General features: G+C 66.9%; 21 protein-coding genes and 2 tRNA genes. 16 read left to right on the plus strand and 7 right to left on the minus strand.

Going from position 1 to position 22,323, the window contains the following annotated elements:
* The first annotated feature begins 219 nt into the window (after positions 1-219).
* From dnaN to IBJ82_RS07565, 10 genes are all read left to right on the plus strand, one after another.
* Positions 220-1,395 (plus strand): DNA polymerase III subunit beta, encoded by a 1,176-nt coding sequence (dnaN, locus tag IBJ82_RS07525; RefSeq protein WP_194825279.1) that lies wholly within the window; start codon positions 220-222, stop codon positions 1,393-1,395.
* Between the two features lie 24 nt (positions 1,396-1,419).
* A complete protein-coding gene (gene recF / locus IBJ82_RS07530; protein WP_194825280.1) occupies positions 1,420-2,622 on the plus strand; it encodes a DNA replication/repair protein RecF in 1,203 nt (400 codons plus the stop codon).
* A gap of 132 nt (positions 2,623-2,754) precedes the next feature.
* The gene (locus tag IBJ82_RS07535; protein ID WP_370585213.1) at positions 2,755-3,291 is read left to right on the plus strand and encodes a DUF721 family protein; all 537 of its coding nucleotides are present in this window, start codon (positions 2,755-2,757) and stop codon (positions 3,289-3,291) included.
* Between the two features lie 408 nt (positions 3,292-3,699).
* A complete protein-coding gene (gene gyrB / locus IBJ82_RS07540) occupies positions 3,700-5,733 on the plus strand; it encodes a DNA topoisomerase (ATP-hydrolyzing) subunit B (protein WP_194825282.1) in 2,034 nt (677 codons plus the stop codon).
* Positions 5,734-5,790: 57 nt separating this feature from the next.
* Complete coding sequence (gyrA, locus tag IBJ82_RS07545; protein ID WP_194825283.1) at positions 5,791-8,298, plus strand: DNA gyrase subunit A; 2,508 nt, start codon at positions 5,791-5,793, stop codon at positions 8,296-8,298.
* Between the two features lie 42 nt (positions 8,299-8,340).
* Complete coding sequence (locus tag IBJ82_RS07550) at positions 8,341-9,315, plus strand: DUF3566 domain-containing protein (protein WP_194825284.1); 975 nt, start codon at positions 8,341-8,343, stop codon at positions 9,313-9,315.
* A 134-nt stretch (positions 9,316-9,449) separates the two neighbouring features.
* A tRNA-Ile gene (locus IBJ82_RS07555) sits at positions 9,450-9,523 on the plus strand.
* Between the two features lie 29 nt (positions 9,524-9,552).
* Positions 9,553-9,660 carry a DLW-39 family protein gene (locus tag IBJ82_RS34585; RefSeq protein ID WP_214516728.1) on the plus strand — a complete coding sequence of 36 codons (108 nt, stop codon included), beginning with the start codon at positions 9,553-9,555 and terminating at the stop codon, positions 9,658-9,660.
* 32 nt (positions 9,661-9,692) lie between these two features.
* Positions 9,693-9,765 (plus strand) — tRNA-Ala (locus IBJ82_RS07560).
* A gap of 5 nt (positions 9,766-9,770) precedes the next feature.
* On the plus strand, positions 9,771-10,670 hold the full coding sequence (locus tag IBJ82_RS07565; RefSeq protein ID WP_194825285.1) for an acyl-CoA dehydrogenase family protein: 900 nt from the start codon (positions 9,771-9,773) through the stop codon (positions 10,668-10,670).
* On the opposite strand, the gene IBJ82_RS07570 is transcribed toward IBJ82_RS07565, so the two are convergent.
* Positions 10,671-12,254 carry a serine hydrolase gene (locus tag IBJ82_RS07570; protein ID WP_194825286.1) on the minus strand — a complete coding sequence of 528 codons (1,584 nt, stop codon included), beginning with the start codon at positions 12,252-12,254 and terminating at the stop codon, positions 10,671-10,673. It abuts the gene before it with no gap.
* A 607-nt stretch (positions 12,255-12,861) separates the two neighbouring features.
* On the opposite strand from IBJ82_RS07570, the gene IBJ82_RS07575 reads away from it, so the two are divergent.
* Together IBJ82_RS07575 and IBJ82_RS07580 are read left to right on the plus strand one after the other, a co-directional pair.
* Positions 12,862-13,863, plus strand: a complete 1,002-nt coding sequence (locus tag IBJ82_RS07575; protein ID WP_056822578.1) for an ATP-binding cassette domain-containing protein — start codon at positions 12,862-12,864, stop codon at positions 13,861-13,863.
* A gap of 56 nt (positions 13,864-13,919) precedes the next feature.
* Positions 13,920-14,714, plus strand: coding sequence for an ABC transporter permease (locus tag IBJ82_RS07580; protein WP_228536884.1), 795 nt, complete (start codon positions 13,920-13,922; stop codon positions 14,712-14,714).
* Positions 14,715-14,727: 13 nt separating this feature from the next.
* Here the strand turns inward: IBJ82_RS07580 and IBJ82_RS07585 are convergent, their stop codons facing one another.
* On the minus strand, positions 14,728-14,877 hold the full coding sequence (locus IBJ82_RS07585; RefSeq protein ID WP_165610294.1) for a hypothetical protein: 150 nt from the start codon (positions 14,875-14,877) through the stop codon (positions 14,728-14,730).
* Positions 14,878-14,929: 52 nt separating this feature from the next.
* On the opposite strand from IBJ82_RS07585, the gene IBJ82_RS07590 reads away from it, so the two are divergent.
* Complete coding sequence (locus IBJ82_RS07590) at positions 14,930-15,463, plus strand: peptidylprolyl isomerase (RefSeq protein ID WP_194825288.1); 534 nt, start codon at positions 14,930-14,932, stop codon at positions 15,461-15,463.
* A 70-nt stretch (positions 15,464-15,533) separates the two neighbouring features.
* On the opposite strand, the gene IBJ82_RS07595 is transcribed toward IBJ82_RS07590, so the two are convergent.
* Together IBJ82_RS07595 and crgA are read right to left on the minus strand one after the other, a co-directional pair.
* Positions 15,534-15,983, minus strand: coding sequence for a PH domain-containing protein (locus IBJ82_RS07595; protein ID WP_194825289.1), 450 nt, complete (start codon positions 15,981-15,983; stop codon positions 15,534-15,536).
* A gap of 84 nt (positions 15,984-16,067) precedes the next feature.
* On the minus strand, positions 16,068-16,331 hold the full coding sequence (gene crgA, locus IBJ82_RS07600; RefSeq protein ID WP_056822573.1) for a cell division protein CrgA: 264 nt from the start codon (positions 16,329-16,331) through the stop codon (positions 16,068-16,070).
* Positions 16,332-16,424: 93 nt separating this feature from the next.
* Between crgA and IBJ82_RS07605 the strand changes: the two genes are divergently transcribed.
* The 3 genes from IBJ82_RS07605 to IBJ82_RS07615 all read left to right on the plus strand — a co-directional run bounded on the left by IBJ82_RS07605 (position 16,425) and on the right by IBJ82_RS07615 (position 18,367).
* Positions 16,425-17,087 carry an aminodeoxychorismate/anthranilate synthase component II gene (locus tag IBJ82_RS07605; protein ID WP_194825290.1) on the plus strand — a complete coding sequence of 221 codons (663 nt, stop codon included), beginning with the start codon at positions 16,425-16,427 and terminating at the stop codon, positions 17,085-17,087.
* A complete protein-coding gene (locus tag IBJ82_RS07610; RefSeq protein WP_194825291.1) occupies positions 17,084-17,764 on the plus strand; it encodes a dihydrofolate reductase family protein in 681 nt (226 codons plus the stop codon). The genes IBJ82_RS07605 and IBJ82_RS07610 overlap by 4 nt, the downstream gene beginning before the upstream one ends.
* A gap of 144 nt (positions 17,765-17,908) precedes the next feature.
* Positions 17,909-18,367 (plus strand): deaminase, encoded by a 459-nt coding sequence (locus tag IBJ82_RS07615; protein WP_194825292.1) that lies wholly within the window; start codon positions 17,909-17,911, stop codon positions 18,365-18,367.
* A 1-nt stretch (position 18,368) separates the two neighbouring features.
* On the opposite strand, the gene IBJ82_RS07620 is transcribed toward IBJ82_RS07615, so the two are convergent.
* The 3 genes from IBJ82_RS07620 to IBJ82_RS07630 form a co-directional block, all read right to left on the minus strand.
* On the minus strand, positions 18,369-18,788 hold the full coding sequence (locus tag IBJ82_RS07620) for a CBS domain-containing protein (protein ID WP_101465046.1): 420 nt from the start codon (positions 18,786-18,788) through the stop codon (positions 18,369-18,371).
* 100 nt (positions 18,789-18,888) lie between these two features.
* Positions 18,889-20,784 carry a Stk1 family PASTA domain-containing Ser/Thr kinase gene (gene pknB, locus IBJ82_RS07625; RefSeq protein ID WP_194825293.1) on the minus strand — a complete coding sequence of 632 codons (1,896 nt, stop codon included), beginning with the start codon at positions 20,782-20,784 and terminating at the stop codon, positions 18,889-18,891.
* Positions 20,781-22,301, minus strand: coding sequence for a protein kinase (locus IBJ82_RS07630; RefSeq protein ID WP_194825294.1), 1,521 nt, complete (start codon positions 22,299-22,301; stop codon positions 20,781-20,783). Before IBJ82_RS07630 ends, pknB begins: the two co-directional genes overlap by 4 nt.
* Positions 22,302-22,323: the final 22 nt, after the last annotated feature.

Raw genomic sequence — 22,323 nt, forward strand, 5'->3', positions numbered from 1 at the left:
CTTCGTCGGTTGTCCACTCACAGGCAGGCAAGGAGGAACAGGGGTAGTTCGACGAACAGGAATCGACCGGGAGGGTCGATGCGGAGTTCGCGCACTGCACGGGTACCGTTTGGTTGTCGGTCGGTTGTGCGAGACTCAATGCGCGGCCGACACAGCAGTTCAACTCCGCTGACACACCCCCGCACACGGATTCGAAACTCGGAGAGGACAAATCGGGCGATGGAGCTTGCGAGCATGAAGTTTCGGGTCGCCCGAGAGGACTTCGCCGAATCGGTGGCCTGGGTGGCGCGCAGTCTCCCGTCCCGGCCTCCGGTGCCTGTTCTGGGCGGTGTGCTGCTGGTGGCCGACGAGAACGGCCTGACGGTCTCCGGGTTCGACTACGAGGTCTCCGCGCAGATGCGCGTCGCGGCCGAGGTCGCCGGTCCCGGTCAGGTGCTGGTCTCGGGCCGCCTGCTCGCCGACATCACCAAGTCGCTGTCGAACAAGCCGGTGGATGTCTCCGTCGACGGCACCCGCGTGCTCATCGCCTGTGGCAGCGCGAAGTTCTCCCTGCCGACCATGCCGGTCGAGGACTATCCCCAGTTGCCCGAGGTGCCGCAGCAGACCGGTGAAGTCACCGTCGACGTGTTCGCCGAGGCCGTCGGCCAGGTCGCCGTCGCCGCAGGCCGTGACGACACCCTGCCGATGCTCACCGGCATCCGTGTCGAGATCGAGGGCAACGACGTGGTGCTCGCCGCCACCGACCGCTTCCGCCTCGCCGTGCGCCACCTGCAGTGGCAGCCGACCCGCTCCGATATCGAGACCGCGGTGCTCATCCCCGCGCGCACGCTGTCCGAGGCCGCGAAGACCCTCGGCTCCGCCGAGGCGCCCGTGCAGCTGTCGCTGGGCAGCGGTGGCGGTGCCGACGGCCTGCTCGGCATCGTCAACGGCGGCAGGCGAACCACCACCCGCCTGCTCGACGCGGAATTCCCCAAGTTCCGCCAGTTGCTCCCCAAGGAGCACACCTCCATCGCCACCCTGCCCGTCGCCGTGCTGTCGGAGGCGATCAAGCGCGTCGCCCTGGTGGCCGAGCGCGGTGCCCAGGTGCGGCTCGAGTTCTCCACAGACGGCGTGCTGTTGTCAGCGGGTGGGGACGACGCGGGCCGCGCCGAGGAATGGCTGGAGGCCGATTTCCGTGGCGAACCGCTCACCATCGCGTTCAACCCCGGCTACCTGACCGAGGGCCTTGCCGCGTTGCACACCGACCGGGTCACCTTCGGGTTCACCACCCCCAGCCGTCCCGCCGTGCTGCTGCCCGCCTCCGACGAGGAGCCCAAGGTGCTCGAGTCGGGCGCGTTCGCGGCGCTGGAGAGCCAGTACATCTACCTGTTGATGCCGGTCCGGCTGCCCGGCTGAGCCGGCAGGCGCCGGTAGGCCCGCATGTTCATTCGTGAGCTGTCGGTCCGTGATTTCCGTTCGTGGGAACACGCCGACCTCGAGTTGTCCCCAGGGCGCACAGTGCTGCTGGGGGCAAACGGCAACGGCAAGACCAATCTGCTCGAGGCGGTCGGCTATCTGGCGACGCTCGGCTCGCACCGGGTCTCCGCCGACGCGCCGCTGATCCGGATGGGCGCCACCCAGGCAAGGATCGGGGCCACCGTGGTGAACACCGGCCGGGAACTGCGCGTGGACGTGGAACTCAAGGCGGGCAGTGCCAATCGCGCGCAGATCAATCGCTCGCCGGTGCGCCGCTCACGCGAAATCCTGGGAATTCTGCACACCGTCTTGTTCGCGCCGGAGGATCTGGCGCTCGTGCGTGGGGATCCGGGGGAGCGGCGTCGGTTCCTCGACGAGTTGTCCACAGCCCGGTTGCCCAGGCTCGCTGGTGTCCGCGCCGACTACGACAAGGTGTTGCGCCAGCGCTCGGCCCTGCTGAAAACCGCTGGGCGCCAATCGCGTTCGCGGGCCGATCTGGGCACTCTCGACGTGTGGGACGGGCACCTCGCCGACCACGCGGCGGTGCTGCTCGCCGAACGGCTGCGCCTGGTACACGACCTGTATCCCCATCTGTCCCAGGCATATCGGTCGATCGCACCCGAATCGCGCCCTGCCGCAATCACTTACCGCTCCGGGTATCTCCCGCCGGAACTGCTAGATCCGGCCAGGGCGCCGGAGGCCGGTGACGCACAGTTGCTGCACGAGATCATGCTGCGCGAGCTGGCCGCCGCACGGAACCGAGAGCTCGATCGCGGGGTCTGTCTGGTCGGCCCACATCGCGACGATCTGGAGCTGCTGCTCGGCAGCGCGCCGGCGAAGGGCTTCGCCAGCCATGGTGAATCCTGGTCGTTCGCCCTCGCGCTGCGGTTGGCCTCGTTCGAGCTGTTGCGCAGCGAGGGGTCCGAACCGGTGCTGCTGCTCGACGACGTGTTCGCCGAACTCGATCGCCGCCGCCGGGCCGCGCTCGCGGAGGTGGCCGCGGGCGCCGAGCAGGTGTTGATCACAGCCGCGGTGGCCGAGGACGTGCCGTCGGAACTGGCCGCCGAACCGTTGCGTGTGCAAACGACCGGCGAAGCCGACCGGCGTACCTCACATATCGTCACCGAAGTCGTCGAACACGCCGAAGATATGCACAGATCGCGATAGTTATCCCCAGCCCCTGTGGAAAACCGGCAACATGCTGGACATATGCCGGATCGGTGCTCGACGAGCTGGTCGGCGCCCCGGCGTAGACTCCATCCACACTCGGCCACCCTCGACACCGGAAGGCGGAAACCCGTGCCGGAAGAACCCGCACCGGAGCTGCGCGGCATCGATCTGGCCCGCCGCGCGCTGGAAGAGGCGCGTGCCGCGGCCAAGGCGAGCGGCAAGTCCATCGGGCAGGGCAGGGCCTCGCCGGTACGCAAGTTGCGGGCAGGCGGCAGGCGCCGCAGCGGCTGGTCCGGGTCGGGCCCCGATGCCCGCGATCCCCAGCTCCTCGGCGCGCTCAGCGGCTCGCTGGCGAAGAATCGTGGCTGGTCAGGCAAGGTAGCCGAGGGCACGGTGTTCGGCAGCTGGCCACGGGTGGTCGGCGAGGACATCGCCTCACACGCCACCCCGGTGACCCTCGAGGGCGGTGTGCTCAAGATCGCCGCGGAGTCCACCGCGTGGGCCACCCAGCTGCGCATGTTGCAGAGCCAGATCCTGGCCAAGATCAACGCCGCGGTCGGCCACGGCGTGGTCACCTCACTGCGCATCACCGGCCCCACCGCACCGAGCTGGCGCAAGGGCGACCGACACATCAAGGGCCGTGGCCCGCGCGATACCTACGGGTAGCCGCGCGGTGACCGGGGCGAGATCCGTTGTGCCTGCGCCGCTCTCGCGCCCCGAGTTGTGGACATGTGCACAAAGCCTGTGGATAACTTTTACCCAGAGCAACAGGCCGGATCTCGCACCACGCGCCCGCCGCGTCGGACGCGCCCGCCTATTCGCTCCCAAGACCGTCAAAATCCCCGTAGAGGCGGAAATGTCCCGCGGTTGGGCGATTTCTTGCATTCACGGCGACGCCAGGGGTGTCGTAGGTGCACTGTAAGTTGGGCTTACCAGTAGGATGGTGACGTAACCAGCGGCGAACCTTCGGCGCGTGCTGTGCAGTCCGTGATATCTGATGGCTCTTCCTGAGCCGTGCGCGTGCTGCCCGGATCGCTGCGCCAGGGATCAGCAAGTAAGGAGAGCTACCGAGAAGTGGCTGCCAACGACTCCAACGCATCGGGCAACAATTCAGGCTACGGTGCCTCTTCCATCACGGTCCTCGAAGGCCTCGAGGCGGTGCGCAAGCGCCCTGGCATGTACATCGGGTCCACCGGTGAACGCGGTCTGCACCACCTCATCTGGGAGGTTGTGGACAACTCGGTCGACGAGGCGATGGCCGGCCACGCGACCAAGGTCGAGGTGACCCTGCTCGCGGACGGCGGCGTCGAGGTGATCGACGACGGTCGTGGCATCCCGGTCGGGATGCACGCGCAGGGCGTGCCGACGATCGAGGTCGTCATGACCCAGCTGCACGCCGGTGGCAAGTTCGACTCCGACTCCTACGCGGTGTCGGGTGGTCTGCACGGTGTCGGTATCTCGGTGGTGAACGCTCTCTCGACCAAGGTCGAGGTCGAGATCGACGTCGACGGCTACCACTGGACCCAGACCTACAAGGACGCCAAGCCCGGCAAGCTCGCGCAGGGCGAGGCGACCAAGGCCACCGGCACCACGGTGCGATTCTGGGCCGACTCGGACATCTTCGAGACCACGACCTACAACTTCGAGACCGTGGCGCGGCGCCTGCAGGAGATGGCCTTCCTGAACAAGGGCCTCACCATCAAGCTCACCGATGAGCGGGTCGCCGTGGGCGACGTCATCGACGAGGTGGTCAGTGAGACCGCCGAGGCGCCCAAGGACGCCGAGGTGGTCGCCGCGGAAGCGGCCGAGCACAAGGTGAAGACCCGCACCTACCACTACCCGGGCGGCCTGGTGGACTTCGTCCGCCACATCAACCGCACCAAGTCGGCCATCCACAACTCGGTCGTCGGCTACACGGTCAAGGGCACCGGCCACGAGCTCGAGGTCGCGATGCAGTGGAACTCGGGTTACTCCGAGTCGGTCCACACCTTCGCCAACACGATCAACACCCATGAGGGCGGCACCCACGAAGAGGGCTTCCGCGCGGCGCTCACCACGGTGGTCAACAAGTACGCCAAGGAGAAGAAGCTCCTCAAGGAGAAGGACGGCAACCTCACCGGTGACGACATCCGCGAGGGCCTCGCCGCCATCGTGAGCGTCAAGGTCGGCGAGCCGCAGTTCGAGGGCCAGACCAAGACCAAGCTGGGCAACACCGAGGTCAAGTCGTTCGTGCAGCGCGCCTGCAACGAGCACCTGCAGCACTGGTTCGAGGCCAACCCGGCCGACGCGAAGACCATCGTGCAGAAGGCGGTGTCCTCGGCGCAGGCCCGGATGGCCGCCCGTAAGGCGCGTGAGCTGGTGCGTCGCAAGTCGGCGACCGACCTGGGCGGACTGCCGGGCAAGCTGGCCGACTGCCGGTCCAAGGATCCGGGCAAGTGCGAGATCTACATCGTCGAGGGCGACTCCGCCGGTGGTTCGGCGAAGTCGGGCCGCGACTCGATGTACCAGGCGATCCTGCCGCTGCGCGGCAAGATCATCAACGTCGAGAAGGCCCGCATCGACCGCGTCCTCAAGAACAACGAGGTCCAGTCGATCATCACCGCGTTCGGCACCGGTATCCACGACGAGTTCGATATCGCCAAGCTGCGCTACAACAAGATCATCCTGATGGCCGACGCCGACGTGGACGGTCAGCACATCGCGACGCTGCTGCTCACGCTGCTGTTCCGCTTCATGCGTCCGCTGGTCGAGCACGGCCACGTGTACCTGGCCCAGCCGCCGCTGTACAAGCTCAAGTGGATGCGTTCGGAACCGGATTTCGCCTACTCCGACCGTGAGCGCGACGCGCTGGTCGAGGCCGGTCTCGCCGCGGGCAAGAAGATCAACAAGGAAGACGGTATCCAGCGCTACAAGGGTCTGGGCGAGATGAACGCCAAGGAGCTGTGGGAAACCACGATGGACCCCGCGGTTCGGGTACTTCGTCAGGTGACGCTCGACGACGCGGCCGCGGCCGACGAGCTGTTCTCCGTGCTGATGGGCGAGGACGTGGAAGCACGTCGCAGCTTCATCACCCGCAATGCCAAGGACGTCCGTTTCCTCGATGTGTAAGCGGCGCAGCGCCTCCTGGCGCGCCCGCTCGCATGTCGGCCCCTCGAAGGAGATTTGATGACTGAGACCACGCTGCCACCGTCCGGCGGTGCGGGCGACCGGACCGAACCGGTCGATATCCAGACCGAAATGCAGAACAGCTACATCGATTACGCGATGAGCGTGATCGTGGGCCGCGCGCTGCCCGATGTGCGCGACGGCCTCAAGCCGGTGCACCGTCGCGTGCTCTACGCGATGTACGACAACGGCTACCGCCCCGATCGCGGCTATGTGAAGTCCGCGCGTCCGGTCGCCGAGACGATGGGTAACTACCACCCGCACGGCGACTCGTCGATCTACGACACCCTCGTGCGCATGGCCCAGCCGTGGTCGCTGCGCTACCCGATGGTCGACGGCCAGGGCAACTTCGGTTCCCGCGGCAACGACGGCGCGGCCGCCATGCGGTACACCGAGTGCCGCCTGACGCCGCTCGCGATGGAGATGCTGCGCGATATCGACCAGGAGACGGTCGATTTCGTCCCGAACTACGACGGTCGCTCGCAGGAGCCGACCGTGCTGCCCGCGCGCGTGCCCGCCCTGCTGATGAACGGCAGCAACGGCATCGCGGTCGGTATGGCGACCAACATCCCGCCGCACAACCTCAACGAGCTGGCCGAGGCCATCTACTGGGCGCTGGAGAACTACGAGGCCGACGAGGAATCCACCCTCGCCGCCTGCATGGAACGGGTCAAGGGCCCCGACTTCCCGACCCACGGCCTGATCGTCGGCGGTCAGGGCATCCACGACGCCTACACCACCGGCCGCGGTTCCATCCGCATGCGCGGTGTGGTGGAGATCGAGGAAGACGCGCGTGGTCGCACCACGATCGTCATCACCGAACTGCCGTACCAGGTCAACACCGACAACTTCGTCAACTCCATCGCCGAGCAGGTGAAGGACGCGAAGATCGCGGGTATCTCCGATATCCACGACGAGTCCTCCGACCGTGTCGGCATGCGCATCGTGGTCACGGTCAAGCGTGACGCGGTGGCGAAGGTGGTGCTGAACAACCTCTACAAGCACACCCAGCTGCAGACCAGCTTCGGCGCGAACATGCTCTCGATCGTCGATGGCGTACCGCGCACCCTGCGCCTGGACCAGATGATTCGCTACTACGTGAATCACGAGCTCGAGGTCATCGTCCGGCGCACCCGCTACCTGCTGCGCAAGGCCGAGGAGCGCGCTCACATCCTGCGCGGCCTGGTCAAGGCCCTAGACATGCTCGACCAGGTCATCGCGTTGATCCGCGGCGCGGCCAACACCGACACCGCGCGCACCGGCCTGATGCAGCTGCTCGACATCGACGAGATCCAGTCGACCGCCATCCTCGACATGCAGCTGCGTCGACTGTCGGCGCTGGAACGTCAGCGCATCATCGACGATCTGGCCAAGATCGAGATCGAGATCGCCGACTACAAGGACATTCTCGACAAGCCGGAGCGTCAGCGCGCGATCGTGCGCGACGAGCTGGCCGAGATCGTCCAGAAGTACGGCGACGATCGCCGGACCAGGATCATCGCCGCCGACGGTGACGTCAACGACGAGGATCTGATCGCCCGCGAGGACGTGGTCGTGACGATCACCGAGACCGGCTACGCCAAGCGCACCAAGACCGACCTCTACCGCTCGCAGAAGCGCGGCGGCAAGGGCGTGATGGGCGCGGGTCTCAAGCAGGACGACATCGTCAAGCACTTCTTCGTGTCGTCCACGCACGACTGGCTGCTGTTCTTCACCAACAAGGGTCGCGTCTACCGGGCCAAGGCCTACGAGCTGCCCGAGGCCAACCGGACCGCGCGTGGTCAGCACGTGGCCAACCTGCTGGCCTTCCAGCCGGATGAGAAGATCGCCCAGATCATCCAGCTCAAGACCTACGAGGACGCCCCGTACCTCGTGCTCGCGACACGCGCGGGCCTGGTGAAGAAGTCCAAACTCACAGACTTCGACTCCAACCGCTCCGGCGGCATCGTCGCGGTGAACCTGCGCGACGACGACGAATTGGTCGGTGCGGTGATGTGCTCGTCCGACGACGACCTGCTCCTGGTCTCGGCGCACGGCCAGTCGATCCGCTTCGCAGCCACCGATGAGGCCCTGCGTCCGATGGGGCGGGCCACCTCCGGCGTGCAGGGCATGCGCTTCAACACCGACGACGAATTGCTCTCGCTCAACGTGGTGCGTCTGGAGACGTATCTGCTTGTCGCGACCGCTGGTGGGTATGCCAAGCGAACGGCGATCGAGGAGTACACGGCCCAGGGTCGGGGCGGAAAAGGCGTATTGACAATCCAGTACGACCCGAAACGTGGCAGCCTGGTGGGTGCGCTCATCGTCGACGACGAGGACGAGTTGTACGCGATCACTTCCAGTGGTGGTGTCATCCGCACCGCAGCCAAGCAGGTTCGTAAGGCCGGACGCCAGACCAAGGGCGTGCGATTGATGAACCTCGCGGATGGCGATACCTTGCTAGCGATCGCGCGCAACGCCGACGAGCCCGATCCCGATCAGCTCCTCGGCGACGTGGCTTCGGAGTAACACACCAAATAGCGGCGGCAACGAACGGATCTGAGGATTCCATTGACCACACCGAATCAGTCGAACGACGATCGGAACCAGACCAACGGCGTCACCGAGCGAATCGCCACGTCTCCGATCCCGCCGCGGCCGATCCCACGCCAGGGCGGTCCGACCGAGGGCGCGGCGCCGGAATCCAGTGCGGCCGGTCCCGATTCGCTCGACGGTAAGGGCAGCAAGTCCTCGCCCTACCAGGACGGGTGGGCTCAGCTGCCGCAGCGTGAACCGCAGTCGAACCTGTACCGGCCCGGCGAAGCGCCGAGCCAGGGACGGCCGGCGTCCGGCGGCGCGTCTTCGGGCGGGCTCAAGGGCAGCGGCGCGTCCAACGCCCGCACCACCGCGGACCTGGCGGCCAAGGCGGCCCGCAAGGAAGCGGCGATGGTGAAGTCCGTCGGTATCGACGGGCCCACTCGCAGCATCGCGCGTCCGGAACTGGTCAAGGACATGCCCGACCTGTCCGACGTGCGCCACCCGGCACCCGACGCGCCGATGGCGCCGCCAGGGCTACCGATGGCGCCGCAGCCCCCGCACTACAACCCTGGGCCGAGTGCGCGGGCAGCCGCGGCGGGCACGGTCTCGCCCGCGGTACCGGTGGCCATCGCGGCCGCCGCGTCGGGTGAGCCACTACGCGCGACGGTGCAGATCCGCCGGATCGACCCCTGGTCGACCCTCAAGATCACGCTGGTGATCAGCGTCGCACTGTTCTTCGTGTGGATGCTGGCCGTCGGACTGCTCTACATCGTCCTGGCCGGCATGGGCGTCTGGGACAACCTGGACAACTCGCTGGGCGAGATGCTGAACCCGGAGGGCAACTCGTCGAGCCTGATCGACGCGGGCACGGTGTTCGGCTACGCGGGTGTGATCGGCCTGATCAACGTGGTGCTGTTCACCGCGCTGGCCACCGTCGGCGTGTTCATCTACAACCAGTGCTGCGATCTGGTCGGTGGCATCCAGGTAACCCTGGCTGATCCCGACTAGAACGGCGTTTTCCCGAACGGCCGGTCGGCTCAGGAAACTGGGCCTGACCGGCCGTTTTGGTTATCGGTAGCCAGGTAAGGTAACCTCGTTTCTCGTTGCGGTTCACTGCTCCGGCAGGGGATCGAAATGAGTTCGGGCCTATAGCTCAGGCGGTTAGAGCGCTTCGCTGATAACGAAGAGGTCGGAGGTTCAAGTCCTCCTAGGCCCACTCCCGAACAGCACAGTAGGGTGGGAATCATGAAGATTGTCCTCATGGTCGGTGTTGTGATCGCCGTTCTCATCGGTGTCAACAAATTCCGCAAGCGCGACGACGCAGACCTGTGGCGCGAGGTCACCACCCGCTGATTTCGGGTAGCCAACTGGTCAGCGACCAGTAAGGGGCCTTAGCTCAATTGGCAGAGCACTGCCTTTGCAAGGCAGGGGTTAGGGGTTCGATTCCCCTAGGCTCCACATCTGTGAATTCCTCGGTATTCGATTTTCTCCTCACCGCCACTCCCGCCGACTCGGTTTCGACTGACTTCGCGGCGGAATGGGCACGCCACCGCGCACGGTCCCACGATTTCGTGAGTTCCATCGACCGCGCGGCGATCGCCGGATTCGACAGTGCCGGCACAGGTCCCGCGTTTCTCGGGGGATATCAGGAAGCGCTGCACGCGCTGGTGCCCTCGCTCGATCCCGCCGAGCTGTCCTCGATGTGTGCGACCGAAGGCGCCGGTGCGCGGCCGTCGACGATGACCACCACGGTGGGCGAGGACGGCGCGGTCAGCGGAACGAAATCCTTCGCCACGCTCGGTACGTTCGCCGATCGGTTCCTGGTGATCGCCCGATCCGGTACCCAGTCCGACGGCAGGCCGATCCTGCGAGCTGTGCTGGTGCCCGCCGGTGCCGCCGCGGCGGTGTCGCCGTTGCCCGCGTTGCCGTTCGCGCCCGAGATCCCGCACGCGGGAATCACCTTCGATGCCGCGCCGGGCGAAGTGCTGCCCGGTGACGGCTACGCCGACTACCTGAAGCCGTTCCGAACGGTCGAGGATTTGCATGTAGTGGCCGCTGTGCTCGGTCAACTGGTTCGGGTGGCCCGGTTGTCACAGTGGCCCGCTGAGCCCGTAGAACAGCTGCTGGCGCTGTTTGCGGCGGTACGTGGGGTCGGCGCAGAGGATCCGAGCTCGCCGGGTGTGCACATCGCGCTCGGCGGCCTCTTCGATCGGCTGACTGCCTTGCGTGCCGAACTGGAGCCGCTGTGGGCGCCGGTGGACCCTGAGGTCAGGAAGCGCTGGGAGCGTGACGTTCCGCTGCTCGGGGTGGCGGGCAGGGTCAGGGCGGCGCGGCTGGCGACCGCATGGCGCGCGCTCGCCTGATCAACCGCTCTCGGCGAAGGTGCCGAGGCCGTTCTCGTCGAAGTAGTCGATGGTCAGCCTGCCGTCGGTGAACCGCGCCGAGGAGACGCTGCCGGGCGGGGCGTTCTCGCCGCTCGGCTCGAAGGCGAAGGTGTCGCCTTCCCAGTGCCGGAGTGGGTACTCCCGCCGCGCGGGGCCGATGGTGAGGACCAGGCCCGTCGGTGTGGCCGAGATGGTCGCGGGGCCCCAGTAGTCGCTGTCGTAGGTGCCCGTGTAGGTCGACAGCGCCTGCGCGGGAGCCGGATCGGACGGGGCAGTCTTGCCGGACAGGTCGCCCTCCGGTTCGTCGACCGCGACGAACGCGTCGCGGTACAGCCCGCGCCAGTCCTCGCGCACCTCGCCGAACTGCACCAGATCACCGAACTCGGCGGTCAGGGTCTCCGGGATGCCGAGCGGCGCCGCGTTCGTCAGCGCGACGATGGCCACGTCGGCGGACGGGATCACCAAAAAATTGGTCGCCGCGCCGAGGGTGAAGGCGCCGGAATGGCTGTTGGCGGTGCGACCCGCCGAGGAGACCGACACGTTGAAGCCGTACCCGTAGCTGCCGGCCCGCGCCGCGGGGGCCGTGGGCGGCGCCGAGACGATCTGGGGTGTCACGGCGGGCAGCAGGGCTTCGGGCGGGGCGATGGTGGTCGCGCCCGTCGTGCCGTCGCCGAGCAGCATCGTCAGCCAGCGGGCCATGTCGTTCACCGACGAGCTCGCGCCGCCCGCGGGGGACTGGGGGTCGGGGTCGCGCACGTAGCGGGCGACCCATTCGCCGTCGATGTTCACGTGCCCGACCGCATGGTTCGGACGGGCGCGGAAGTCGTCGAAGCGAGAGCTGGTGTCGCGCATGCCGAGTGGTGTGTAGAGGGCATCGGCCGACAGCTGGGCCCAGTCCTTTCCGGCTGCCGCGGCTACGGATTCGGCCGCGGCGGTGAGCCCGAAGTTGGTGTAGTGGTAGGTGATGCGGAACGGGTCGAGGGGTTCGAGGCGCAGCTTGTCGAAGATCGCGGCCTGGTCGTAGCCGAGGTCTTCGAGTCGATCGCCCGCGTGGTCGGGCAGGCCGCTGCGATGCGCGAACAGGTCGCCGACGGTGAGCTGGGCCGTGGTGGCGGGATCGGCCAGTGCGAACGACGGGAGGTGGGTGACCACCGGGGTCGTCCACTCGACCGCGTTCGCGCCGACCTGGTTGGCCACGACGGTCGCGGCGAGCGACTTCGACACCGAGGCGAGTTGGAAGACGGTGTCGGCGTCGATCTTGTCCGGAGCGCCGGCCTCGCGAACACCGAAACCCTTGGCATACACGGTCTTTCCACCATGGACGACGGCCACAGCCATGCCTGGGATACGGCTGGAGTCCATCAGCGAGCCCGCCAGTTCGTCGAGGCGCCCGATGGCCTTGTCGACCGCGTCGGCGGGCAGCGCGACACCGGCGACTTGATTCGGGGGGACCTCGACGGAGGGCGTCGCGGTGGGGTGTTCGTCGTCGGTGGAGCCGGTACAGCCGACCAGGATCGTCAGCGATAAGACGACCCCGGCGATCGCTCCGCGACCAGGCACCATGGGCCGACGATAACCCTGGTAGCCGGGTGATCGCCGGAACGTGGCCGGACTGTGACGCTCGGCGTATCGGTGCGCGTCGGGTGGTCTACCGAGCTGCGACCTTGCCGGAAAATGGGGAGCGGGCCTCGGCGAAGGGGGGGAGTTAGCCGAGGCCCGCGTAGGGTCGGCCCGGGGGGGAGGGGCCGACCTGAACGATCCTACGCGATACGCGCGGAATTGGTGTGCGCGCACCTGGCGAGTTGGCGAGATTTTCCGGGTGTCGGCGCGGGTATCGGTGGTGGTCGGGGGTGCGGTCCGGGGGCGGTGTGCACGCCCGGTACCTGTCAGGTGTCTTACGGAGACCGGAATCGGCTGGTACGCAAGGTTTTACGGGGAATTGCCGGTGAACATGTTCTCGTCCCGCACTTGGCAACCACCCAGGGAACCGACGTCATCGTTCGTGGTCTGCGACAGAAAATCAGTCCGATTCGCCGCGTGTCGCATCGCGTCGGCATGTCGAACACTTGTGTACATCTGATGCGCGGTCGCGCTGAAATTTGGGATGCGACTTGTCGGTGGGTAGGGCAATACTGGGCAAAACATCGCCAACCACGACCTCAGGAGAATCATGCCCGACGCAATCGTCGCCGAGGGTCTGGTCAAACGGTACGGGCAACTCGTCGCCCTGGACGGACTCGACCTGTCCGTTCCGGAAGGTACCGTCACCGCGCTTCTCGGCCCCAACGGCGCGGGAAAGACCACGACTGTTCGCGTTCTCACCACTCTGCTGATCCCCGACGAGGGCACCGCCACCGTCGCGGGCATCGACGTACTCAACAATCCACAGGCCCTGCGCTCGCGCATCGGCGCCTCCGGCCAGTATTCCGCGGTCGACGAATACCTCACCGGCTTCGAGAATCTCGAAATGGTGGGCAGGCTCTACCACCTGGGCACCCAGCGCAGTAAGGAACGGGCCCGCGAACTGCTCGACCGCTTCCGGCTCAGCGACGCCGCCGACCGGCCGGTGAAGGGCTACTCCGGCGGTATGCGCAGGCGCCTCGACCTGGCGGGCGCACTGGTGGCCAATCCGCCGGTGCTGTTCCTCGACGAGCCGACCACCGGCCTCGACCCGCGTGCCCGGCTCGATCTGTGGGATGTCATCGAGGAACTGGTCGCAGGCGGCACCACGCTGCTGCTCACCACCCAGTACATGGACGAGGCCGACCGCCTCGCCGACTCGATCGCGGTGATCGATCGCGGCAAGGTGATCGCGCGCGGCACGGCCGACGAACTCAAGGCCCTCGTCGGCGGCGACCGGATCGAACTCACCGTCGGCGCCGTCGACCAACTGGCCGTCGCCCAGCAGGTGCTCAGTGGGCTCGCCGATGGCGAGATCCATCTCGAACCCGGCCTGCGCAAGCTCATCGTGCCGGTGGCCGATGGATCGCAGGACCTGGTGACCGCCATCGGCAGGCTCACCGAGCACAAGGTGGACATCAACGATGTCGCACTACGCAGACCCTCGCTCGACGACGTCTTCCTGACGCTCACCGGGCACGAGGCCGAAGAACTCGTCAACGGCGATCGCGAGTCGGAGACCGTGGGCGCCGTGGAAGGAAAGAACCGATGAGCGTCGTACTCGACAAAGCCGAGGTGCACCGTCCCAGCCTCGGCGAACGACTGTCGATGGTGGTGAGCGACAGCGTCACCATCGCCAAACGCAATGTCATCAAGATCAAGCGCGTGCCCGACGTGCTGATCTTCACGACGATGTCGCCGATCATGTTCGTGCTCATGTTCGCCTACGTCTTCGGCTCGGCGATCAAGGTCGAGGGCGTGGAAGGCGGCTACCGAGAATTCCTGATCGCGGGCATCTTCGTCCAGACCGTGGTGTTCGGCGCCTCGTTCACCGGCGCGAGCTTGGCCGAGGACATGCAGAAGGGCATCATCGACCGATTCCGGACACTGCCGATGGCGTCATCGGCGGTGTTGGTCGGTCGCACCGTCAGCGATGTGGTGATCAACATCGTGAGCCTGGTGGTGATGTCGCTGACCGGTCTGCTCGTCGGCTGGCGTATCCGCGGGTCGTTCCTCGATGCTGTGCTGGCCTACGCGTTGATGTTGCTTTTCGCGTACGCGTTGTCGTGGATGATGGCCGTGGTCGGCCTGCTCGTACGGGCACCGGAGGTCTTCAACAACGCCAGCTTCATGGTGATCTTCCCGCTGACGTTCCTGTCCAACGCGTTCGTGCCGATCGACGCTCTGCCGACGCCGCTGCGGGTGTTCGCCGAGTGGAATCCGATGTCCGCAGTCACCCAGGCGGTGCGCAACCTGTTCGGCAACGTCAACCCGTTGGCGCCACCCTCACAGGCGTGGACGATGCAGCATCCGATCATCACATCGCTGGTCTGGATCGTGGTGATTCTGGTCGTGTTCGTGCCGCTGGCTCAGATCCAGTACAAGAAGTCGGTCAGCCGCTGAACAACAGCTGGAACTAGTGCGCCGAGCCGTTGCGGGAATATCCCAGACGCGGCGGCTCGGCGGCCGGTTCCGGCAGTTGCGGACGCTTGGCGCGGGCCAGGTAGGCCAGGGCGCCCGCCCCGGCGAGCGCGAGCGACGCGAGCAGTGGATTACGAAGCTTCATTTCACCACTGTGGCACAAACGGATTCGGCGTGCCGCGTGGCACCATAACTGCGTGACCTCACCCAACCAGACGGCCGTGGCGACTCTGCACACCAACCACGGCGATATCAGGATCGCGCTTTTCGGTAACCACGCCCCGAAGACGGTGCGCAACTTCGTCGGTCTCGCCGACGGCACCGCGCCGTACTCCACCGTCAACGCCGGCGGTACGGAAAGTGGCCCGTTCTACGACGGCGCCGTCTTTCATCGGATCATCCCGGGGTTCATGATCCAGGGCGGCGATCCGACAGGTACCGGCCGAGGTGGGCCGGGCTTCGAGTTCGCCGATGAGTTCCACCCGGATCTGCGCTTCGACCGCGGTTATCTGCTCGCGATGGCCAATGCGGGCGCCGGCACCGAGACCAATGGTTCGCAGTTCTTCATCACCGTCGGCGCGCAGCCGCATCTCAACCGCAAGCATTCGATCTTCGGCGAGGTGGTCGACCCCGATTCGCGCAAGGTGGTCGACGCAATCGCTTCGGTGAAGACCGATCGCAATGATCGCCCGACCGACTCGGTCATCATCTCAGCCGTGAGTATCGACTGAGCACAGCCACAAAAAACTCCCCGCCGCGGTTCATCGCGGCGGGGAGTTCTTTGCTTCACGTGAAACAACGTCAGTCGGAGGTCACCGAGGCGAAGCCGTTGACGACCAGCGTGTCGTACACATCGTGGGGGTTGGTGCCGAGGTCCCAGCGGCCGAAGATCAGCAATCGCTCGGTGCCCTCGTGGTGGACGTCGACCTCGAGCATCGCGCTTTTGCGGCCGAGGCGGCGGTAGGACACCATCCGAATCCGGTCGATCCGGTCGATCGGGTATTCCTTCGGACCGGTGAGCGTGCCGACCACCAGGCGCGGCGCGGCGCCGGGAATCATGGTGAGCCGGGGGCGCTGCCGGAAACCGAGCACGGCTGTTGCCAGCACCGCCACAGCGGCGACGCCGACGAGTAGCCTGCTCGGTCCGTCCTGGGCGAGGATTGCGGCCACGACCAGCAGGATTCCGCCGCCGGTGACGGCGAGCAGGCCTGCGGTAGGGGTCGACCACGAGACAGGTTGTGCGTCGCTCACGTGGTTGTTCGCCCCTCTATCCTCGAGTTGTGCACAGGGTTATCCACAGGTGTGCATGAATAACACCGGTGTAATCCGCTGCGATCAGCGCCATCGCATGGTCATGATCAGGCCGACGACCATCAGGCCGAACCCGATCAGGAAGTTCCAGGCGCCCAGATCGAGCATGAAAGCGATGTGGTCCTGTGCCAGGTAGTAAACGATCAGCCACACCAGGCCGGCGAGCATGAAGCCCAGCATGATCGCGACGTACCAGACCGGCGACGGCCCCGCTTTCACCTTCACCGGCGTACGGCTGGCAGGGCTCGGGGTGTAGTCGGCCTTCTTGCGGACCTTGGACTTGGGCATGACGTCCTCGAATTCGGAGTACAGGTAACCCCTAGGCTATCCCACCAGGTAATGGATGCGACTACCTATAGGGTCGCCACGTACCCTCGACGCATGCGTGTATTGGTCGTCGACAACTACGACAGCTTCGTGTTCAACCTGGTCCAGTACCTAGGCCAGCTTGGTGCCGACGTCGTGGTCTGGCGCAATGACGATCCCCGCCTCGACGATCTGGACACCCTGCTCACCACCGGCGACGAGGGCGGCGCGTTCGACGGCGTGTTGGTGAGCCCCGGCCCCGGCAGCCCCGACCGAGCGGGCGCGAGCATCCCGCTCGTGCACGCGGCCGCGAAGCACACCATGCCGCTGCTCGGCGTGTGCCTCGGGCATCAGGCGATCGGCGAGGCGTTCGGCGGCACCGTCGACCGGGCGCCCGAACTGCTGCACGGCAAGACCAGCGACGTGTTCCATCTCGGGTCCGGCGTGTTGGCCGGGCTGCCCGACCCCTTCACCGCCACCCGCTACCACTCGCTGACAGTTCTCCCCGAAACTATGCCCGACGAGCTCGTGGTCGTCGGCCACACCGAGAGCGGCATCGTGATGGCGGTGCGCCACCGCACCCTGCCCATCCACGGCGTGCAATTCCACCCCGAGTCCGTTCTCACCCAGGGCGGGCACCGGATGCTCGCCAACTGGCTGGAGGTATGCGGCGAACGCCCGTCGGAGGCACTCGTCGCCACGCTCGAGGCGGAGGTCGCCGCGCTGGTGACCAAATGAAGGTTTTGCTGTCGGTGGCGGCCAGTCTCGACGGCTATATCGATGACGCGAGTGCGCAGCGACTCCTGCTGTCGAACGCCGCCGACTTCGATCGGGTCGACCAGATCCGCGCCGAGTCCGACGCCATCCTGATCGGTGCGCAGACACTGCGCACCGACAATCCCCGGTTGCTCGTGAACAGCGCCGAGCGCCGGGCCGCGCGGGTGGCGGCGGGCAAACCGGAGTATCCGGTGAGAGTGACCGTCACCGATTCCGGTGATCTCGATCCACACCTGCGCTTCTGGCACACCGGCGGCGACAAAATCGTCTACACCTCCGACGCGGGCGTCGCGAAGCTCGGCGATCGGCTCGACGGACTCGCCGAGGTGATCAGCCTCGGCGAGCGACTCGCGCTCTCCGCCCTCGTCACCGACCTCGGCAACCGAGGTATCAACAGGCTCATGGTCGAAGGTGGCACCGGCATGCACACCGGTTTCCTCGCCGCCGACCTGGTCGACGAGATCCGTCTGGCGATCGCCCCGATCCTGGTCGGCGACCCGGCGGCCCCACGCTTCGTCGGACCGGCCGAGTTCCCCGGCGGCGCCGGTCGCAGGCTGCACCTGGCGGGTGTGGAACAACTTGGGGATGTCGCTGTGCTGAACTACCTGGTCAGCCCCGATCCCAGGCCCCACAACTAACTGGTACCGCGAATGGAATCACTGCACTGACCTGGGAAAATTCCACTGTCCACAGTTGGCGGACAACTTTTCTCCACACCTGAACATGACCGATTCCACATCACGCGAGGGTTGTGGATAACTCGCCCACCACAGGGAAAAGACATGAGCTACGACGACACCGACCACCGGTTCATGCACAGGGCGATAGAACTCGCCAGGAACTGTCCCCCCAGCGAGACGGCCTATTCGGTCGGCGCGGTGATCGTCGCCGACGGGGTGGAGATCGCGACCGGCTTCTCCCGCGAAACCGACGCGAAGGTACACGCCGAAGAGGCCGCACTGAACAAGCTCGACCCCGACGACCCACGCCTGACCAGGGCAACGATCTACAGCACCCTCGAACCGTGCTCCACCCGCGCCACCGCGACCCGGCCCCCGTGCACCGATCGCATTCTGGCCGCGGGCATTCCCACGGTGGCCATCGCCTGGCGCGAGCCGAGCCTGTTCGTCGCCGCGTGTGAGGGTGTGGACAAACTCCGCACCCACGGCGTGCGTGTAGTGGAGCTCACCGACCTGGCCACCGAAGCCATGTCGATGAACACCCACCTGGATTTGAGCTAGCTCACGGCCGCCCGTAGATGGCGGTCACGAATTCGCCGAGCTGATTGTCGTCGAGGTGGCGAGCCAGATCGGCCTCGCTGATCATGCCGACCAGGCGCTTGTTCTCGATCACCGGCATCCGCTTCACCCGGTGCGACTCCATCTGGTCGAGCACGTCTTCCACATCGGCGTCCGCGCTCACCCATCGCGGTGTCGACTCGCAGAGTTCCGCGGCCGTCGTCAGGTCAGGAGACAGACCGAGCGCGACGCACTTCACCACGATGTCGCGGTCGGTGATGATGCCGCACATGCGCTCGTCGTCATCGGCGACGACGATCGATCCGACCCCGAGATCGGCCATCGCCGTCGCGGCGGTCGACACGGTGTCACCACGGGTGATCCACTGCGCACCGGGCTTCATGATGTCCCTGGCTGTCGTCATAGGGGGCTACCTCCTCGTCAGCAACGCTGGATGGGATGAAAGCAGCCTTATTCTGCGCCCGCGTGGGCGCGGCGGACGCGTTCGCCACCCAATCGAGACCTCACCGCGGAATCGGCGACGCTCCCACGTGCAAAACGATATTGCCGCTGATCGTCACCGACGAACCGGCCGCCGGACTCTGCCCGACGACCTTGCCCGAGGCATTGCCGTCGAGGGTGATCACCGTGGTCTGGCTGAGCTGTCCGGCCCACCCTTCGCTGCGCAGTCTTTCCTGGGCCTGCACCGGCGTGAGCCCGGTGAGATCGGGGACGGTGATGCGGTCACCGGCGGAGACCTGGACCGTGATGGTCGAGCCCTTCTCCGCGTTGCTGCCGCCGGTCGGGTTGGTGGAGAGCACCTGGCCCTTCGGCAGCGAGGACTTCACCTCCTGGATCTCGACCTTGAAACCGGCGGGGTCGACCAGATTCGGCTGGGCGATCGAGATGTCCTGGCCGACCACGGTCGGTACCCGGACCTGCTCCGGACCGCTGCCGATGGTGACGATGATCGGCCGGTCGATGTCGACCCGCACGCCCTCGCTCGGATCCTGCGCGATCACCTTGCCGTTCTCGGCTGTGCTCGACGCCCTGCGCACCACGTTCGGATCCATTTGCAGGCCGATCGAATTCAGCTTCTGCTCGGCCTCGGTCTGGCTCATCCCGAACAGTCGCGGCAACTGCACCTGCGTCGGGCCGGTCGAGACCTGCAACGTCACCGTGCTGCCCTCGTCGATGCGCGAACCGCCGAGCGGCTGGGTCGCGATCACATTGCCCGGCGCCACCTTGCCGTCCGGCTTCTCCTGCACGGCCACATAGAAACCGGACTTCTGTAGTTCGTTCTGCGCCTGCTGAGCGGGCTTGCCCGACAGGTCGGGAACGGCCACCTGATCAGCCCGACTGCCCGGCCCGACCAGCACCCAGAACAACCCGAACGCCACGGCGAGCGCGGCCGCGACACCGAGTGCGATCAGCCCGGTGCGGTTACGTTCCTCGTCGGGCGGCCCGACCGCGAGGTGCTCGGAGGTGTCGTCGCGGCGGTCGTGGAAAGTCCGCGGGCCCGGCTCGTCGTCGTAATCGGTGCGGTCTTCGTCGTTCATCACCATCGGCGCGCTCGGCTTCTGCCCGCCGAGCACCCGGATCAGGTCGGCCCGCATCTCCGCGGCCGTCTGATACCGGTTGGCCGGGTTCTTGGCCATCGCCTTGAGGATCACCGAATCGAGCTCGCGCGGTACGCCGGGGTTGACCGACGACGGCAGCGGGGGGTCTTCCTTCACGTGCTGGTAGGCGACCGCGACCGGCGAGTCACCGGTGAACGGCGGCTGCGCGGTGAGGATCTCGAACAGCACACAGCCGACCGAGTACACGTCGGAACGCGCGTCGACGGTCTCGCCGCGCGCCTGCTCGGGTGAGAGGTACTGGGCGGTGCCGATCACCGCGGAGGTCTGGGTCATCGGGTTGGCGCTGTCGGCGATCGCTCGCGCGATGCCGAAGTCCATCACCTTCACCGCACCGGCGCGGTTGATCATGATGTTGGCCGGCTTCATGTCACGGTGCACGATTCCGGCCTTGTGGCTGAAATCGAGCGCGGCGCACACATCGGCGACGACTTCCATGGCCTTGCGCGGCGCCAGTGGTCCCTTGCCGCGCACAATGTCGCGCAGGGTGTCGCCCTCGACGTACTCCATGACGATGTAGGGCAGCGGCCCGCCGTCGACGGTGGCCTCGCCGGTGTCGTACACGGCCACGATGGCCGGGTGGTTCAGCGCGGCCGCGTTCTGCGCTTCGCGCTTGAACCGCAGGTAGAACGTGGGGTCGCGGGCCAGATCGGCCCGCAGCACCTTGATCGCCACGTCGCGGGACAGGCGTACGTCGCGGGCGCGGTGCACCTCCGACATGCCGCCGAACCCGATGATCTCGCCCAGCTCATACCGAGAGGAGAGATTCTTCGGGGTCGTCATGGTTGTCCTATGGTCGGGCCTACGGCCGTGTCGCTATCGGGGAACGGCAGGTCGAAGGTGGGAAGCCGGGGGCGACCCACGGTGGTGGTTCCCCCGGCGGGCGCCGTGGTGGTCGCCTCCGGTTTGGTCGGCTTCGGCGTCGTCGTCGGCTTGGTTTTGCTGGTGGTGGTCGGCGGCACCGTGGTGGTGGTCGGCGGCTCGGTGGTAGTCGGCGGCGCCTCGGTGGTGGTCGTCGGACGCGGCGGTTCCGTCGTGGTCGGCGGGTCCTCGGTGACTACCGGCGGCGGCACGGGCCTGGTGGTCACCGGCGGCGGCACCGGCTTGGTGGTCTGCACGGTGGTGGTCGTGGTCCCCGAATCCCGGTTCGGTTCACCGCCGAACAGCAACCACAGCACGCCGCCGCCGAGCAGCAGCGCGCCGACACCGAGCGCGATCAGCCACTTCTGATTGTTCTTGGCGTTGCTCGCGGGGACCGGCGCCGGCGCGGCCGCCTGGGTGGCCGGGCCGCTGTAACCGCCGGTCGGTGGACCGACCTGGCCGCCGGGCTGATGGCCGAAGCGCATGGTCGCACCGTCGTAATCCGCCGCGGCGGCGGCAGCGGCGATCGCCACGGTCGGGCCGGGCGGAAGCACCCGGGTCGCACCGGTCATCGACGGACCGGTGGCGCCACCGGGGATCGGCGGCATGTGTCCGGCACGTACCGCGGCCACGGCGTCGGCGAACTCGCCGCCGCTGCTGTAGCGCTGCAACGGATCCTTGGCCATCGTGATGGCGATCAGTTCGTGCACGTTCGCGGGCAGGTCGTCGGGCATCGGCGGCGGCGCGTCGCGCACATGCTTCATCGCGACGGTGATCGCGCCCTCGCCGGTGAACGGACGGACTCCGGCCAGTGCTTCGTAGCCGACGATGCCGAGGGAGTACACGTCGGAGGCCGCGGTGGCGTCCTCGCCGACGGCCTGTTCGGGCGCGATGTACTGGGCGGTGCCCATCACCATGCCGGTCTTGGTCACCGGCGAGGCGTCGACCGCCTTGGCGATGCCGAAGTCGGTGATCTTCACCTGACCGGTCGGCGTCACCAGGATGTTGCCCGGCTTCACGTCACGGTGCACCACGCCCGCCGCGTGCGCGACCTCGAGCGCGCGCCCGGTCTGCTCGAGCATGTCGAGACCCTGGATGACCGAGAGCCTGCCCATGCGGTTGAGCACCGCGTTGAGCGGTTCGCCCTGCACGAGCTCCATCACCAGGTACGCGGTCTCGCCGCCCGACGGGTCGGTGGTCTCGCCGTAGTCGTAGATGCCCGCGATCCCGGGTGCGTTGAGCTGCGCGGTGGTGCGCGCTTCCACCCGGAACCGCGCACGGAAGGTCGGGTCGGCGGAGAACTCGGTTTTGAGGACCTTGACCGCCACCCGGCGATCGAGCCGGGTGTCCATCGCCTCCCACACCTGACCCATACCGCCCGTGGCGATGAGCCGCTGCAGGCGGTAGCGGTCGGCGATCATGGCGCCGTTGTTCAGCATCGGGGCCCCCGTGTTGTCACTC

Origin of the sequence: Nocardia sp. XZ_19_231, from assembly GCF_015355705.1 — a bacterium.
Lineage (GTDB): Bacteria > Actinomycetota > Actinomycetes > Mycobacteriales > Mycobacteriaceae > Nocardia > Nocardia salmonicida.

What these genes read in the sequence shown, in the direction of transcription:
- gyrA (WP_194825283.1), top strand. Translation starts at nt 5,791, where the DNA reads ATGACTGAGACCACGCTGCCACCGTCCGGCGGTGCGGGCGACCGGACC.
- IBJ82_RS07615 (WP_194825292.1), top strand. Translation starts at nt 17,909, where the DNA reads ATGAGCTACGACGACACCGACCACCGGTTCATGCACAGGGCGATAGAA.
- IBJ82_RS07575 (WP_056822578.1), top strand. Translation starts at nt 12,862, where the DNA reads ATGCCCGACGCAATCGTCGCCGAGGGTCTGGTCAAACGGTACGGGCAA.
- IBJ82_RS07630 (WP_194825294.1), bottom strand. Translation starts at nt 22,301, where the DNA reads ATGCTGAACAACGGCGCCATGATCGCCGACCGCTACCGCCTGCAGCGG.
- IBJ82_RS07620 (WP_101465046.1), bottom strand. Translation starts at nt 18,788, where the DNA reads ATGACGACAGCCAGGGACATCATGAAGCCCGGTGCGCAGTGGATCACC.
- IBJ82_RS07610 (WP_194825291.1), top strand. Translation starts at nt 17,084, where the DNA reads ATGAAGGTTTTGCTGTCGGTGGCGGCCAGTCTCGACGGCTATATCGAT.
- crgA (WP_056822573.1), bottom strand. Translation starts at nt 16,331, where the DNA reads ATGCCCAAGTCCAAGGTCCGCAAGAAGGCCGACTACACCCCGAGCCCT.
- IBJ82_RS34585 (WP_214516728.1), top strand. Translation starts at nt 9,553, where the DNA reads ATGAAGATTGTCCTCATGGTCGGTGTTGTGATCGCCGTTCTCATCGGT.
- dnaN (WP_194825279.1), top strand. Translation starts at nt 220, where the DNA reads ATGGAGCTTGCGAGCATGAAGTTTCGGGTCGCCCGAGAGGACTTCGCC.
- IBJ82_RS07570 (WP_194825286.1), bottom strand. Translation starts at nt 12,254, where the DNA reads ATGGTGCCTGGTCGCGGAGCGATCGCCGGGGTCGTCTTATCGCTGACG.
- IBJ82_RS07605 (WP_194825290.1), top strand. Translation starts at nt 16,425, where the DNA reads ATGCGTGTATTGGTCGTCGACAACTACGACAGCTTCGTGTTCAACCTG.
- pknB (WP_194825293.1), bottom strand. Translation starts at nt 20,784, where the DNA reads ATGACGACCCCGAAGAATCTCTCCTCTCGGTATGAGCTGGGCGAGATC.
- recF (WP_194825280.1), top strand. Translation starts at nt 1,420, where the DNA reads ATGTTCATTCGTGAGCTGTCGGTCCGTGATTTCCGTTCGTGGGAACAC.
- IBJ82_RS07580 (WP_228536884.1), top strand. Translation starts at nt 13,920, where the DNA reads ATGGTGGTGAGCGACAGCGTCACCATCGCCAAACGCAATGTCATCAAG.
- IBJ82_RS07585 (WP_165610294.1), bottom strand. Translation starts at nt 14,877, where the DNA reads ATGAAGCTTCGTAATCCACTGCTCGCGTCGCTCGCGCTCGCCGGGGCG.